The organism is Nocardioides sp. GCM10030259, assembly GCF_042666375.1.
In the GTDB taxonomy this organism is placed as follows: domain Bacteria; phylum Actinomycetota; class Actinomycetes; order Propionibacteriales; family Nocardioidaceae; genus Nocardioides.
This window is the reverse complement of the sequence record NZ_JBHTDF010000007.1, coordinates 1-15,128: the sequence shown is the minus strand read 5'-3', so window position 1 is coordinate 15,128 and position 15,128 is coordinate 1. Positions and strand designations below refer to the sequence as shown.

Annotated in this window: 12 protein-coding genes and 3 pseudogenes; 11 read left to right on the top strand and 4 right to left on the bottom strand. The window is 66.8% G+C overall.

Features of this window, described 5'->3' with window-relative positions; translation table 11 throughout:
• Positions 1-6 precede the first annotated feature (6 nt).
• From ACFQQI_RS08470 to ACFQQI_RS08435, 8 genes and pseudogenes are all read left to right on the top strand, one after another.
• Positions 7-1,281, top strand: a pseudogene (locus ACFQQI_RS08470) (FAD-dependent oxidoreductase); the annotation flags it as partial.
• Positions 1,278-2,033, top strand: a complete 756-nt coding sequence (locus tag ACFQQI_RS08465) for an SDR family NAD(P)-dependent oxidoreductase (protein WP_378560846.1) — start codon at positions 1,278-1,280, stop codon at positions 2,031-2,033. The pseudogene ACFQQI_RS08470 and the gene ACFQQI_RS08465, both read left to right, overlap by 4 nt.
• Before the next feature lie 94 nt (positions 2,034-2,127).
• The gene (locus ACFQQI_RS08460) at positions 2,128-3,303 is read left to right on the top strand and encodes an ABC transporter substrate-binding protein (RefSeq protein ID WP_378560843.1); all 1,176 of its coding nucleotides are present in this window, start codon (positions 2,128-2,130) and stop codon (positions 3,301-3,303) included.
• A 41-nt stretch (positions 3,304-3,344) separates the two neighbouring features.
• Positions 3,345-4,235, top strand: a complete 891-nt coding sequence (locus ACFQQI_RS08455) for a branched-chain amino acid ABC transporter permease (RefSeq protein ID WP_378560840.1) — start codon at positions 3,345-3,347, stop codon at positions 4,233-4,235.
• Positions 4,228-5,124: a branched-chain amino acid ABC transporter permease gene (locus ACFQQI_RS08450; protein WP_378560837.1), complete on the top strand. Its 897-nt coding sequence runs from the start codon at positions 4,228-4,230 to the stop codon at positions 5,122-5,124. Before ACFQQI_RS08455 ends, ACFQQI_RS08450 begins: the two co-directional genes overlap by 8 nt.
• A complete protein-coding gene (locus ACFQQI_RS08445) occupies positions 5,111-5,902 on the top strand; it encodes an ABC transporter ATP-binding protein (protein ID WP_378560834.1) in 792 nt (263 codons plus the stop codon). The genes ACFQQI_RS08450 and ACFQQI_RS08445 overlap by 14 nt, the downstream gene beginning before the upstream one ends.
• Before the next feature lies 1 nt (position 5,903).
• Positions 5,904-6,620, top strand: a complete 717-nt coding sequence (locus ACFQQI_RS08440; protein WP_378560831.1) for an ABC transporter ATP-binding protein — start codon at positions 5,904-5,906, stop codon at positions 6,618-6,620.
• Positions 6,621-6,747: 127 nt separating this feature from the next.
• A complete protein-coding gene (locus ACFQQI_RS08435) occupies positions 6,748-7,887 on the top strand; it encodes an NAD(P)/FAD-dependent oxidoreductase (protein ID WP_378560828.1) in 1,140 nt (379 codons plus the stop codon).
• 403 nt (positions 7,888-8,290) lie between these two features.
• Here ACFQQI_RS08435 and ACFQQI_RS08430 read toward each other — a convergent pair.
• A pseudogene (locus ACFQQI_RS08430) lies at positions 8,291-9,151 on the bottom strand (SDR family NAD(P)-dependent oxidoreductase).
• Positions 9,148-9,786, bottom strand: coding sequence for a GntR family transcriptional regulator (locus ACFQQI_RS08425; protein ID WP_378560825.1), 639 nt, complete (start codon positions 9,784-9,786; stop codon positions 9,148-9,150). The pseudogene ACFQQI_RS08430 and the gene ACFQQI_RS08425 overlap by 4 nt, the downstream one beginning before the upstream one ends.
• A 113-nt stretch (positions 9,787-9,899) precedes the next feature.
• On the opposite strand from ACFQQI_RS08425, the gene ACFQQI_RS08420 reads away from it, so the two are divergent.
• The 3 genes from ACFQQI_RS08420 to ACFQQI_RS08410 are packed head-to-tail and all read left to right on the top strand — an operon-like array spanning position 9,900 to position 13,490.
• On the top strand, positions 9,900-11,123 hold the full coding sequence (locus tag ACFQQI_RS08420; protein ID WP_378560822.1) for a flavin monoamine oxidase family protein: 1,224 nt from the start codon (positions 9,900-9,902) through the stop codon (positions 11,121-11,123).
• Positions 11,124-11,151: 28 nt separating this feature from the next.
• Positions 11,152-12,393, top strand: coding sequence for an acyl-CoA dehydrogenase family protein (locus tag ACFQQI_RS08415; RefSeq protein ID WP_378560819.1), 1,242 nt, complete (start codon positions 11,152-11,154; stop codon positions 12,391-12,393).
• Positions 12,393-13,490 (top strand): phosphotransferase family protein, encoded by a 1,098-nt coding sequence (locus tag ACFQQI_RS08410; RefSeq protein ID WP_378560816.1) that lies wholly within the window; start codon positions 12,393-12,395, stop codon positions 13,488-13,490. The genes ACFQQI_RS08415 and ACFQQI_RS08410 overlap by 1 nt, the downstream gene beginning before the upstream one ends.
• Positions 13,491-13,510: 20 nt before the next feature.
• Here the strand turns inward: ACFQQI_RS08410 and ACFQQI_RS08405 are convergent, their stop codons facing one another.
• Positions 13,511-14,362 carry a hypothetical protein gene (locus ACFQQI_RS08405; protein WP_378560813.1) on the bottom strand — a complete coding sequence of 284 codons (852 nt, stop codon included), beginning with the start codon at positions 14,360-14,362 and terminating at the stop codon, positions 13,511-13,513.
• 340 nt (positions 14,363-14,702) lie between these two features.
• Positions 14,703-15,128, bottom strand: a pseudogene (locus ACFQQI_RS08400) (hypothetical protein); the annotation flags it as partial.

Below are 15,128 nucleotides of genomic sequence, written 5' to 3'. Positions count from 1 at the left end.
GGGACCGCTCTCATGAAGACAGTCGTCGTCGGGGGTGGCGTGGTCGGCGTGACCACGGCCTACTACCTGGCCAAGGACGGTCACGACGTCACCGTCGTGGAGAAGGCCGACGCACTCGGGACCGATGCCACGGGCGGCAACGCCGGCCTCATCGCCCCCAGCCACTCATTCGCGTGGGCCTCGCCCCAGGCGCCGAAGATGCTGGTCAAGTCCCTCATGGGCGAAGCCACCGCCATCCGAGTCAAGCTCAGCCTGGACCCCCGCTTCCTGTGGTGGGGCATGCAGTTCCTTCGCGAATGCACCGCCAAGCGCGCCCGCACCAACACCGTGGTCAAGCTGCAGCTGGCCCAGTACAGCCAGGTCGAGATGTACCGCCTCGCCGATGAAGAGGCCCTGGAGTACGACGTGGTCAAGAAGGGGGCCGTCTACCTATACCGCGACGAGCGGGAACTCGAGCTCGGCCTGCAGAAGATGGGCCTGCTCGCCGAACACGGTCAGCCCATCAAGAGGCTCAGCCCCGAGGACCTCGTCGCGCTCGATCCGGCCTTCAAGAACACCGCCGAGGTGGTCAGGGGCGCCATACACGGCGTCAACGACGGCAGCGGCAACTCGGAGATGTTCACCGAGGAGCTCGCCCGGGTCTGCCGCGACAAGTACGGCGTCAAGTTCGAGCTCGGAGTAGCAGCGAAGCGTTTCGAGGCGCACGGCGACCGAATCACGACACTGGTGACCGACCGCGGCGACGTCACCGCAGACCAGTTCGTCCTGGCAACCGGCATCCAGAGCCCGATCCTCTCGCGCACCATCGGCCAGAACATCCCGGTGTTTCCTGCGAAGGGCTTCTCCATCACGGCCAAGGTTCAGGACGAGTCAGCCACGCCGACCATCGGCGGCGTCGACGAGAAGACGCTCGTCGCCTGGTCCCGCCTGGGTGACAACCTCCGCGTGTCGTCCACCGCCCAGTTCGACGGCTACAACCGCCGCTACGTCACCAGCGACTTCGACAACATCTTCAAGACCGTCAAGGAGCTCTTCCCCGGTGCGGCCGACTGGGACGCAGCGCAGGTCCGTTCCTGCATGCGGCCCATGACACCCGACGGTCCTCCGGTCGTCGGTCTCGGACCTCGACACCGCAACCTGTACTACAACACCGGGCACGGTCACATGGGCTGGACCATGGCCTGCGGCTCCAGCCTGCTGCTGGCCGACATCGTCGCCGGCCGCAAGACCGCGCTCAGTCCCGACCCGTTCGTGGTCCGCACACGGAGGAAGGGCCGATGACCGCCATCGCCCTGGTCACCGGTGGCGCCAAGGGCATCGGCCGAGCCATCAGCAGGCAACTGGCGCAAGACGGGTACGAGGTCGTCATCACCGGACGTGACGTCGCGGCCCTCGAAGCCGGGGTGGCCGAGTTGACCGACAAGGGGTTCGCCGCACACGCCCGCCAGATGGACGTCGCAGATGTCGACTCCGTAGAAGCAGCGTTCGCCGACGTTGGCGCGAACGTCGGCACCGTCGAGCTTCTCGTCAACTGCGCAGGAGTCATCATTCGCGCGAACGCCGAGGACTACACCGACCAGCAGTGGCGACAGGTCATCGACACCGACCTCAACGGCGTCTTCTGGTGCTCACGGGCCGCGGCCCGGGACATGCTCGACAAGGGCGGGGGCGCCATCGTCAACGTCGGCTCGATCGCCGCCATGGTCGGCATCTCGGGACGCGCTTCCTACACAACTGCGAAGGCAGGGCTCTCCGGGCTCACCCGGACCCTCGCCCTCGAGTGGGCCAAGCGCGGAATCCGAGTCAACACCGTCGCGCCGGGCTGGACGCTCACGGAGATGGTCCAGTCGGGCATCGACTCCGGAACCCTGGACGAAGACGGGCTGCTCGGGCGCATCCCCATGGGTCGTCTCGCCACCACCGGCGAGATCGCGTCAGTCGTCAGCTTCCTGGCCTCAGACGCGGCCTCCTACATCACGGGACAGGTACTCGCCGTTGACGGCGGCTTCGCCGTCAACGGCGACAGTCCGTAACCAGAACTCGGAAACCAAATCGGGAGTCGAGCCCCCGAAAACGGCTCGGGAGAAACCGAATGCAGCCATTGCATTCCGATCAAGGAGAAAACAGATGCACCGTCGCCTCAACAAGGCCCGAGCCTGGGGTCTCGCTCTCCCGCTCGCGCTCGCACTCTCCCTGTCGGCCTGCGGGTCCGACGACAGCGAGGCCAGCACCAAGGCTGCCGACCTGCCCGAGGCCAACAGCAGCCTCAACGGCGAGATCACCATCGGCGCCGTCCTGCCCCTCACCGGGACCAACGCCACCATCGGCAAGGACCAGCAGCGCGGCATCGACCTCGCGGTCGCCAAGATCAACGAGGGCGACGGTGTCCTTGGCAAGAAGCTCGTCGTGAAGACCGAGGACTCCCAGGGCACCGCCGACGCTGCGATCCAGGCCGCCAAGAAGCTCACCGGCGTCGCGAACGTGCCGGCCATCATCGGCGAGTACTCCTCCGGGAACACCATCCCGATGGAGCAGTACCTGCAGGGCGCCGGCATCGTCGGCCTCAACCCGGGCAGCTCCTCCATCGACGTCCGCGACACCGGCTCCCTGCAGTTCTCCACCATCGGCCTGGACGACGTGGCCGGCGCCTTCACGGCCGATGCGCTGAACGACAAGGGCTACAAGTCGATCGCCATCCTCGCCCCGAACAACGCCTACGGCACCGGCATCGTCGACTCGGTCTCCCAGTCGTTCGAGGAGCTCGGCGGCGAGGTCACCACCACGGGGCTCTACACCGAGGGAGCGGCCGACTACCGCGAGGAGCTCGGGCGTCTACAGGACTCCGACCCCGACGCGTACGTGGTCACCACCTACGGCAAGGACGGCACGACGATCAACAAGGAGATCTACGAGCTCGGCATGACCGACAAGCCGGTCTTCGACATCTACATGTCTCAGGACGTTCCGGACGCCGACCCGCAGTCCGTCGAAGGACGCATCGGCATGGACGTCAACTCGATCTCCCGCGACGGTCAGGCCTACGCCGACTACTACGAGGAGACCTACGGCGAGAACTTCATCTCCTCCTTCAACGGCTACACCTACGACGCCGTGATGATGCTGGCTGCCGCCATCGACGAGGCCGGCGCGGCCGAGCCCGAGGCGATCGCCGAAGCCCTGACCAAGATCTCCAAGACCTACGACGGCGTCACCGGACCGATCGTCTTCGACGCCGACGGGCAGCGCTCGGAGCAGCCCTACGTAGTTGCCGAGGTCAAGCACGGCGAGATCGTCCCCGAGTAAGGCGGACTCGACCCACTCCTACGAGTTGAGGAGCAACAACGATGGCTGACGTCCTACTAGACACCGCGGTGCGAGGAAGCATCATCGCGCTGCTCGCGGTCGGGCTGACCATGGTCCAAGGAACCCTGCGATTCGCCAATGTGGCACACGTCGAGTTCGCCACCCTCGGCGCGTACGCCGTCGTAGTCCTCACCGGGACGGGGCTGGGCCTGCTGCTCAGCTCCGTCCTCGGGGTCGCCATCGTGGCGACCATCTCGGTGGTCCTCTACCGGCTGCTGTTCCGCAGACTCCTCGAGTCCGGGCCGATGATCGCACTCATCGGTTCGCTGGCACTCGCGATCGTCATCAAGGCCATGCTGCAGCTGACCTTCGGGTCCAGGCCACGCCAGCTGCCGACGCCGCTCGAGCGCGGTACGGAGTACTTCGGCGTGTACGTGACGCCCAGCCAGATCCGCTTGGTGGTCATCTCGGTGATCCTGCTCGCGGCACTCGTCGCGCTACTGCGGTTCACCTCCCTGGGGCGCGCGGTCCGGGCGGTCGCGGCGAACCCCGAGCTCGCAGACGTGTCCGGCCTGAACCGGAAGCGAGTCGTCGACGCTGTCTGGATGCTCTCGACCGGCCTGGCCGCCGCCGCGGGCATCCTGCTGGCGCTGAACTCGTCGGTGGGCATCGAACTCGGGTTCAACCTGCTGCTGCCGGTGTTCGCGGCCGCCATCGTCGGCGGTCTCGGCTCGGTGGCCGGCGCCATCATCGCCGCGTACACCCTCGCGTTCGCAGAGTCCCTAGCGCTCCAGATCGACTGGGGCGTGATCTTCGGCGGCACCTATCACCTCGAGGTCAGCTACCGCCCCGCAGTGGGGTTCGTCCTGCTCGTCGCCATGCTCGCACTTCGGCCCCAGGGCCTGATGGGAAGGACGGTCCGCCGTGGTTGATTATCTCCTCGGCGTCGGCATCCTCGCGGCTGTCTACGCGATCAACGCCCTCAGCTTGAACCTTCAAGTCGGCGTCACCGGTCTCTTGAACTTCGGCCAGGTCGCCTTCGTCGGCATCGGCGCCTACAGCGTCGCGATCCTCGACAGCCACGGGGTTCCTTGGCCGATCGGATTCCTCGTTGGCGCGGCCGTGGCCGGCAGTGCAGGCGCACTGGTCGGCCGCCTGGGCCGTACCCTCGCGAGCGACTACTGGGCCATCGCCACACTCGCACTGGCCGAACTGGTCCGACTCTTCGCACTCAATCAACAAGGATTCACCGGCGGCGCCCAAGGCCTCAGCGCCGTCGTCGGGCTCTGGACCGGTCTACGAGGAACCAACCGAGACGCCGCAACCTTCGTCACGGTCATGGTGCTTCTCGCCATCGCCTACCTCGTCGCCCGATGGGTCCGCAACAGCCAGTACGGCCGCATCCTCGTCCTGATCCGCGAGAACCCCGACCTGGCGGCGAGCCTGCGCCACAACGTCGTCAGCGCAAAGGTCCGCGTGATGGCCCTCTCAGCCGTGATGGCTTCGGTCGCCGGTGGGTTCTATGCCATGTACATCTCGTTCATCGGCCCGTCCCAGCTGCTGCCCTTCGCCACCTTCATCGTGTTCACCATGATTGTGGTCGGCGGCCTGGGGAACACCACCGGCGCGGTCGTCGGTGCCGTGCTCATCACCGTTCTCTACGACGGGACCCGATTCCTCCCCGACCTGATCACCATGTCGCCCGACGAGGCGGCCGGCGTCCGCATCCTCACGATCGGCGTGATCCTGCTCGGCTTCCTCCTCCTGCGCACCGAAGGCCTTGTCCCCGAGAAGGTGAGGGCAGCTGATGCTCGTCGTTGACGGAATCAAGAAGCACTTCGCAGGCGTCGCTGCTCTCGACGGCGCCAGCATCGAAGTCCAGCGTGGCGAGTCGATCGGCCTCGTCGGCCCGAACGGTTCGGGCAAGAGCACGCTGCTGAATGTCATCTCAGGCTTCGACCGCCCGGACGCTGGCACCGTGGCTCTCCTCGACAAGGACGTCACCGGCAAGGAGCCGTGGGACATCGCGCAGCTCGGGCTGGTCCGCACCTTCCAGCACGCGAATCTGCCGACCCGGATGAGCGTGATGGATCTGATGCTGACCGGCGGCCGGCTGCCCCGGGGCGAGACGATCCGCTGGGCCCTTCTCAACCGCAAACGCATTCGGGACGAAGAGGCGGACGCCACGGAGAAGGCCTGGTCAATCCTGGAACGCATCAAGCTCGACAAGCTCGCCAGTCATCCCGGCGGGAAGCTCTCCGGGGGCCAACAGAAGTTGCTCTCGCTCGGCATGGCGCTCATGGGCGACCCCAAGATCCTGATGCTCGACGAGCCGACCGCCGGGGTGAACCCGAGTCTTCGGCTCGAGCTCGCCGACCACCTCCGCAAGCTGCAGACGGAAGGGGTCACGCTGCTCACTGTCGAGCACGACATGCGCTTCATCACCGACACCTGCGACCGGGTCTACGTCTTGGACCGTGGCCAGATGATCACCTGCTGCGCACCTTCCGAGCTCTCCGACCACCCCGAAGTTCTCGAGGCCTACCTCGGCCGAAGCGGCAGCAAGGCCGTCGCATCCGGCCTCCAGCGGAAGGATTGACATGAGCATCGAACTGCGCGGCGTGACCGCCGGCTACGTCAAGGACGTGCCAGTGGTCAGCAACATCGACGTTCACGTACCAACCAAGGCCATCGCCACCGTGATCGGCCCCAACGGGTCCGGCAAGAGCACGCTGCTGCGGTCGGTCGTCGGACAGACGCAGTACACCTCGGGGTCCATCGTCGTCGACGGCACCGAGGTCACCGGGTCCTCTACCCACCGGCGCATCATCGAGCACAAGGTCGCCTTCGTCCCTCAGGTCGCCAACGTCTTCGGTCCCTTGACGATCCTCGAAAACCTCGAGGTCGGAGGTGCACGCTTGCACCGTCGCAAGCGGCGCGACCGCATCGCTGAACTGCTCGACACCTACCCGGACCTCGCCGCCAAGCGACGCGTCCGAGCCGAGTCGCTCTCGGGCGGACAACGGCAGCTGCTCGCGCTGGCGCGAGCGCTGATGACGAGCCCCACCACCTTGCTACTCGACGAGCCGTCGGCGGGACTCTCGCCAGCGATGATGGACTCAATGTTCGACGCTGTCCGCGCAACCCGAGACGTTCACGGCGTCACGGTCTTCCTGGTCGAGCAGAACGCCGTTCAGTCCCTGGAGATCTCTGACTACGGCGTGGTGCTGGTCGCCGGCGAGCTAGCGATGCACGGGCCCGCCGCCGAGATCCTGGCCGACCCTTCCATCGGACGCCTCTACCTCGGCGCGGCGTAGCCGCCGGCACGCAGATGTCGGCAGCCCAGTCGACCCTCGTCATCGGTAAGGCACCCGTTGCGAGGTGCGCGACGGACGAACTCGACCTACAAGACGGCCCGCAGACGGCGACTCCGAGGAGGGCGACGTGACCGTTCGCCCCGTGGAAACGATCATCATCGGCGGGGGCATCGCCGGAGTCGCTCTGTCCTACTTCCTTGCCCAACACGGGGCGCGCGACATGCTCGTCCTGGACGCTCACACCCTCGGTAGTGGCTGCACCGCCGGATCCCTTGGCGGCGTCAGGCAGCAGTTCTCCACGGCGGCGCAGGTCGAGCTTGCCGTCCGGGGCCGCACGTTCTGGCAGAACTTTGCCGACCGCTTCGAGACACCCTTCGACTATCGGGACGACGGGTATCTGCTCTTCACCGGGAGTCCCGAGACCGTGCGCAAGCTGGAAGATGCGGCACGCGTCCAGGTATCAGCGGGCGCCCCGAACGTCGAGATGCTGGAGCCGCCCGACATCTCCGAACTCCTACCCTGGCTGCGCACGGAGGGGATCCTCGCGGCAGCCTGGACTCCGGAAGACGGTCGCATCAACCCAACCGACGGCGTGTACGTCATGGCCTCCGCGGCCCGGCGCGCTGGAGTTCGCTACCTCGAGCACTGCCGTGTCGGACAGATCCGACCTGGCAGGCCCTGGGTGGTCGAGACATCCGACGGCGCATTCACCGCTCAACGGGTGGTGGTGACTGCTGGACTCGGCTCCCCGGCGCTCCTGCGGCCCTTCGGGCTGGAGGTCCCCATCTCCCCCATGCCGATCCACTACGGCTTCACCACACCGGTTCTGCAAGGCCAGCCGCTGCCCTTGATGCTCGACCTCGATACCGGGTTCTGCGTCGAACGAGAGCAGGACGGTGCGATGGTCACCATCCTCGAGTCGGCCTTCGCTCAGGGACCCGACGAGATGCTGGTCGGATTCGCTGAACTGGCCGAGACCCGCGCTCCCATACTCACTGAAGTCGGAATCCGCGGCACGGTCACCGCTTCCGCGGACGCCACCGGCGGTGACGGGCACCCGTTCGCGGGCGAGGTCGAACCTGGCCTGTGGACGATGACCGGGTTCGATGGCCACGGCACCATGCAAGGTCCTGCGGTCGCGGAGATGACAGCAAATCTGATGCAACGAGTCCTGGACCCGGTCCTCAACCCGAGCACGTTCGATCCGCGGCGTGTGCCAGCCGAGGACCGCGAATGGCTTCGTGCCGCAAAGACCGTGCCTGTCTGACCAGGACCTCCCTACTGCCCAAACCAGGCACGAACCTCAGCTCAGGAGGAACGCTGTGGCCAAGACGAACACATCGACGGACACAGTCGCCGACGTTCGGCTGACCAGGGAGAACCGACACTCGTGGCCGAAGTTCTTGGTCAGCACTCGCCATCTGGCGCCGGTCGTTCCCGGCGCCGCCAGTCCGCGACTGCCGTGGCGAACCTGGCACGCACGGCAGGTGGCCTCGCCGAGGACCGCGTGCGGCATTCATGCCGAGACCTGGCGCTTCTTCTGGACCCTCAACTTCAACGACGCTGGAAGTGCGGCGTGCGCAGACTGCCGGCGCATTCTCGGGGCCGCTGAGACTAATTAGCTGAGGACGAGTTGGCTGGGCCGAGCTGGTGTACGCAGAGTCGCACGACTAGCCCCGGCCTGTTTCTGCCCGGGAGGGGCTGGGAGCGTCACGACCGCGTTCACCGGTGACGTAGCTCGCGGCGGAGGTGGCGAGGAAGGCATACGGCGCGGCAACCTCGTCGACGGTTGCGCGTCTGCCTAGGGGCGTTCGTGCGGTGATCCGCTCTTCCGACGTCGCATCGTCGTGCGCCGTCACGTCGGCCATGATGTTGGCGACGTAGCCAGGTGCTACCGCGTTGACGCGGATGTCGTACGGAGCCCATTCGACGGCGAGGGTTCGGGCGAGCTGATTCACGCCGCCCTTGCTGGCCGCCTACGGTGCGAGCATGGGGATGCCCGCCCTCCCGGCAATCGAGGACGTCATCGTGATCGAGCCGCGCTGGGCGTTGGCGATCCAGTGGCGTGCCAATGCCTGCGCGGGGAGGAAGGCGCCGCGCGCGTTGACCGCAAGAACCCGATCCCACTCGTCGGGGGTGTAGTCGATGGCGGGCTTGATGATGTCGATGCCGGCGTTGCAGACCAGGTGGTCGACCCGTCCGAACGCTGCGATGGCCCGGTCCACCAGTGCCTCTGCGACCAGCGGGTCCGACACGTCACCGTGCAGGCCGGCTACGCGTGACGCGCTTTCGTCATCACCGCCGAGCGGGCTCCTGAGCGTCTCGATCGCCTCGGCCGTCTCGGCCTCGTCGTACCCGTTGATGACGACGCATGCCCCTTGCCCGAGCAAGGCCCTCGCGACAGCCAGTCCGATTCCCCGGCTTGACCCGGTCACGACGGCAACGACGTCCGTCAGGTCGAAGAGGGAGGCTCCCCGGGCCTCACCCGGCGCGCCGCGTTCAACGTGATGCCTCCGCGGGTCGTGTCTCATCGCAGCTTGAGGAGTGTGACCTCGAGCGCGTCGAGCACGTGCTCACGTGCAGCCGTCGCGGCGGCGTCGCCGTCGCGCTTCTTGATGGCCTTGAGCATCTTCGCGTGGCCGGCGATGGCCGCAGCCGCCTCCTCGTGGCTGTACAGCTTGGCGATCTTGTAGTTGAAGAAGTGCTCGGAGTTGCGCTGGTTGATGTTCTGCAGTCGTGGGTTCCCCGCTGCGACCATGATCGCCTCGTGGAAGGCGTCGTTGAGATCGACGATGACGTTCCTTGCCCCGTCGGCCGTTGCGCGGGTATGCGCTCCAAGCCGCTCGAGCGCAGCGATGTCCTCGTTGCTGGCGCGCGCAGCTGCCAATCGAGCGGCCATCTCTTCCAACGCCGCCCGCACTTCGTAGATGTGTCGGATCTCATCGACAGAGTGCTCGCGTACGACGAATCCTCGGCGCGTGCCGACGACCAGTCCCTCGCTTGCCAGTAGCTGAAGGGCCTCCCGGACCGGGGTTCGGGAGATCTCCAGTTGGTTGGCGAGGTCGGAGGCGACCAGGTGCATGTTGGGGCGGATGCGGCCTTCGATGATGTCGGACCGGATGCGGCGGTGGGCTTCCTCGGTGAGGGAGAGCGCGGTGTCAGTCATCTAGCGCGGGAGCCTTTCCAGCCATGGGATGGCTCAAATGATGACCCATCAGGTGACACGAGTGTAGTGCATGTGCCACTGTATGCAGTAGTGCATGCAGACAAGGAGGGCGCATGAAGGTCGTGGTGGTGGGAGCGGGGCTCTCCGGGCTCGTGGCGGCAAGCCAACGCGCGGTCGCGGGCGATGAGGTCACCGTCCTCGAGGCGCGGTCCCGTGTTGGGGGCAGGCTCTGGAGCGTGCACGGTGAGTTGGCTGCGGGGCAGTTCGGCGAGCTCGGCGCAGAGACGATGTACGCGGGGCACGAGAACGTCATGGCCCTCACCAGGAAGCTCGAGCTGGACGCGGTCGCTTGCGGGTACTTCGACCCATCCGCACCCCCGATGCTCTTCGACAACCGCGTGCTGAGCGACGATGAGCGCCGGGCGCTTACCGGCTGGCTCAAGAACGCCTACGTGCAGACCCCGCCCGCGCCCTTCGAGAACCTCGAGGCCTGGACGAACCGCATCGCCGCTCCGCAGATGGTCCGGGCCTTCCTCACTTCCTATACGCAGTACACGCCCGTCACGTCTCTGCGGGACGCCGACGCCGCCGAGTTCGCACGACAGCTCGACGACCACGGCTCGGATTCGTACCGAATCGTCGGGGGCAACGACCTGCTCGCCAAGCGCCTGGCCGAGGGCTTGGACGTGCGGCTCGGACAGTTCGTGCGCGTCATCGACTGGTCCGGACCGGGGGTCCGTGTCGAGACCGACACTGACACGCTCGCTGCGGACAGGGTCGTCGTTGCGGTGCCGGGCCCACTCACGACCAGCATCGGTTTCTGGCCGACGTTGCCGGCCGAGAAGGTCAGCGCCCTCACTGAGCTCACCTACGGCACGGCGACCAAGGTCATCGTGCAGTACGCGGAACGCGACCTCGTGACGAAGGCCGTCGGCCCAGGGTGCTTCACCGACGCGATCCCGCCCTGGATGGTGGAACAGTCCATCCACCAAGACGGAGACGCGGCCTGCGTCTCGTCCCTCCTCGGCGGGGACGCCGAGCCCGACGTCGTCGACGAGCAGGTGTTCGCGGCCTTCGACCGGTCGGTCGACCGCTTGGCCGGGACCTCGCTCACCCGCGTCGGGCAGCTCGCCCACTCTTGGACCCGAGACCCGCTCAGTCGCGTGGTCGTCCGCGCCCCGCTCGGGGACCAGCGCACTCGTGTCCTGCCTGAAGTGCAGCGGCCGCTGGGGGAGAAGGTCTTCTTTGCCGGCGAGCACACTGATGACCGCGTGGGACCCGGTGGCCTGGAGGGCGCGACCCGGTCCGGCCTGCGAGTCGCGGCCGAGCTCTCCTGACTCTGACCCATCTGCGAAAGGACGCCCTGTGCCTGAACACGCGTGGCCCGCCCACGTCGACGAGCTCCGACTGCGTACCCGCGGCTTCATTCGCGACATCGTGCTGCCCCAGGAGCCGGCACCTGGCGAACGCCTCGACTCCACGCTCCGCGCCGAGCTCCAGGCGGCCGCGAAGAACGCGGGCGTGTTCGCGCCCCATGCCCCTCGCGAGTTCGGCGGTCAGGGCCTTGAGATTCAGTGGTGGTCGCCGGTGTTCCAGGAAGCGGGCTACTCGCCGATCGGGCCCAGCGTGCTGAACTGCATGGCCCCCGACGAGGGCAACATGCACCTGCTCAACATGATCGCCACGTCGGCTCAGAAGGGGCGCTATCTCGCACCCCTTGTCGCTGGTGACGTCCGCTCATGCTTCGGCATGACCGAGCCCCACCCCGGAGCGGGCTCGGATCCCGAGGCCCTGCGGACGGTCGCGACCCGCGGACCGAACGGCTGGGTGCTCGAGGGCCACAAACGCTTCATCAGCGGCGCCATCGGCGCCGACTTCTGCATCGTGATGGCGTGTTCCGACGCCCAGGATGGCGCTCCCGGAGGCGCCACCATGTTCCTCGTGCCGATGGACACCAACGGCGTGCGCATCGGTGAGCCCATCCACACCATCGACCGTTCCATCGACGGCGGTCATCCCCACCTGTACTTCGAGCACGTCGAGGTGCCCGATGATGCCGTGCTGGGTGAAGCCGGTCGAGGCTTCCGCTATGCCCAGGTGCGGCTCGGTCCTGCGCGGCTCACGCACTGCATGCGCTGGCTCGGTCTCGCGCGGCGCGCTCTGGACATCGCGCTCGACCGAGCGGAGGTGCGGGAGATCTTCGGCCACCACCTCAAGGATCTCGGGCTCGCGCAGAACCTCATCGCGGAGTCGGTCATCGACATCGAGACCTCCGACGCGATCATCGCGAAGACCGCTCGCCTGCTGGAGACCGACCCCAAGGCGGGCTCGGCTCTGTCGTCGGTAGCCAAGGTGCACTGCTCCGAGGCCATCTACCGCGTTGTTGACCGGGCCATCCAGATCTGCGGGGGCGACGGCGTCTCCGATGGCCTGCCCCTCGCGCAGTTCCTCAACGAGGTGCGACCGTTCCGGATCTATGACGGCTCGAACGAGACCCACAAGTGGGCGATCTCCCGTCGTGCCAGCGCCGCGCGCGCCAAGGCAGTCGCGACCGGTGAGACTCGACTCGATGAGGCCGTCATCCGGCCCGAGACGGTGGCCAGCTGATGCAGACCGTCGCGGACGGTCTAGAGGTGGTCAAGTCCCTGGAGGCACCCGAGGCTAGCGATGCAAAACCCGCGCTCGCACCACTCTTGGTACTCGACCGGCTCGAGGCGTTCCTCGACGAGCAGGGGATCGGCGCGGGCCCGATCGCCTGGCAGCGCGTAGGCGACGGGCAGTCGAACCTCACCTACCGTCTGCGGCGAGGCGGCCGTGACGTCGTCCTGCGGCGAGGCCCACGCCCTCCGCACCCGCCATCCGCGCACGACATGGTGCGAGAGGCCGCCATCCAGCAGCTGCTGCGGGCCGAGGGAGTCGCGGTTCCCGAAGTACTCGCCGTCTGCGACGACTCCTCGGTTCTCGGCGTTCCGTTCTACCTCATGAACTGGCTGGACGGTGAGGTCGTCACAGACCGGATTCCGGTCGCGATGAGCGAACCGCCAAGTAGGGCCGCGGCGAGTCGAGAACTAGTCAAGACGCTGGCACGTCTGCACGCGGTCGACGTCGAGGCCGGGCCCATCGCAGGCATCGGCCGGCCGGCTGGATACCTGGAACGTCAGGTCCGCCGCTTCCGCCAGATCTGGGAGCAGGTCGCCACTCGAGATCTGACCCAGGTCGAGACGATCGCCTCCTGGCTCGACGACCACCGGCCGACCAGTCAGACATCGTCGGTCGTCCACGGCGACTACCGCATGGGGAACGTCATGTTCAGGCGAAGCAGTCCGGTTGGTGTGCTTGCGGTCCTCGATTGGGAGCTCGCCACCCTGGGCGACCCGCTAGCAGATCTCGGGTACCTCACGGCCACCTATGCCGACGCTGAAAGCATCCTTACGCCACTCCACCTGACGACCGTGACCGCGCAGCCTGGCTTCCTGAGCAGCGAAGAGCTCGTCGGCGTCTACGCGGAGCAAAGCGAGCTCGACCTGTCCGGCCTTGCCTGGTATCAGACGCTGGCGTTGTGGAAGGCTGCCATTTTCTGCGAGGCGATCTACGCTCGTTGGCTCAACGCGGAACGTCCCGGCGACACAACGTTCGGACCGTCGCTCGACGCCGGTGTTCCGGCGCTGCTGCGAGCAGCCGACGAGTACCGGCGATCGCTGTAACGAGGGCAACGTCACTGTCTCTAGACGTCCATGCCGGTCCCGACGGCGTGGCTCACTGGAGGCCATGGGTGGGCGCGGGCCCAGTCGTCGACATGGAAGAGCTCACCTTGCTTCGCGCTGCCCGCACCGCGCAAGTGAGCCGCGAGGGTCTCTGGCAACTGCGTGTCTCTCAGGCTCAGGCGGATTCGATAGTCCGTGCGGAGTGCATCCGCGACCACCGCGACGCCAAGCCCTGGTTCGACCTCGGCGAGCCCGGCGATCGAGGACGCGCGCAGCGGATAGCCGAGCGCGGCTGATACCGCGATCAGCACGTCCCTGACCCGGTCGGTCATCTCTACCTGTACGACGGTGCTGAAGAGGGCGGCCCGACTGGTCACGCGTTGGGCCGACCCCACGACCTTCGCCGTGCCGCCCACGTTGATGCTGAACTCGCCGGGACAGTACTCGTCCTCCACCTCACCGACCCGAAGGTCTGCCTTGCAGAGTGAGCGCAGTACCGCCAGGTGGTGATGCGCGTTCTCGGCGAAGACCCCTGCTGGGCCGCTGCCGCGAAGCGGCAGACTCATGATGTGATCGATCACGACCGCGCCACTGTCGTAGGCCACCACGCGTCCGCCTGGCGAGCGGACGACGCACCCGAAACCGCCATGGGTGGCGGCTTGAACCGCATCTGCGATGCCCGGCGAACGAAGGTCACGCGCGCTGAAGGCGACGGTCGGGTTCTGGGGCCGGTAGACGTCGATGAGGTTCGCCGCGTCGGCAGCGAACGGAGACCGGACCAAGACTGCCGGCTGGAGCAGATCAAGCGCCGCGCTCTGGTGGTGCGTCTCCGTAACGAGGAAGCCGGTGTGACGACTAGCGCAGGGTGGCACGCCCCCCATTCTGGCCTGCGCGTTGATTGGGTGATGGTGTCGCTCAGGCTCTGGCCAGACGCTCTCATCGGCGCGTCGATCGTGTCGGCACAAACTCGGCACTTCAGGGCCGTCGAGGCCGTGCGAGGACTCTCGACCTGCGACCAAGATGGTGCGTACCATCGAACGCGGAAACCCGCATAGTTTCTGGGGTCTGACGCCAACCGGCGGCTATTCAGTGGAGTTTTCGCGAGAGGATCCGAACCCGGAATTCGGACGCTACTCGTCGAGAAGGTCAGGGGTTCGAATCCCCTCAGCTCCACCAATGTGATCTCTCAAGAGATCCCGGACTACCCGGACCCTAGTTGGGTCCGGGTTTTCTGTTTCTGGGGTTTGGTCCTGGGGTTCGGCCGGTGGGTTGGTAGTCGCGGGTGGGGTCGATGGTGAGTTCGCGGAGGAGTTCTCCGGTGGCGGCGTCGATGATGCGGATGTGGAGGTCGTCGACGAGCTTGATGACGCGGGTTCGGCGGTGGGCCCAGCCGATGCCGATGTGGTGCAGCCGGCCGTTGAGGCGCAGGGTGAGCTTGCCGTTGCTGTCGACGACGTCGTGCAGCACGCGGTAGTGGGTCTCGCCGGTCCGGTCGGCGCCGGGGGTGGCCTTGGGGCGGGCCTGGTAGGCGGTGGCCGGGGTGGCTCGGTGTGGCAGTGAACCGCCCCGGGGTTTCCGGACACTTCGTTCGGTGTCTCTACCCGGTCGGGACGAGACGGTTTCGTGCAGCGTAGTGAA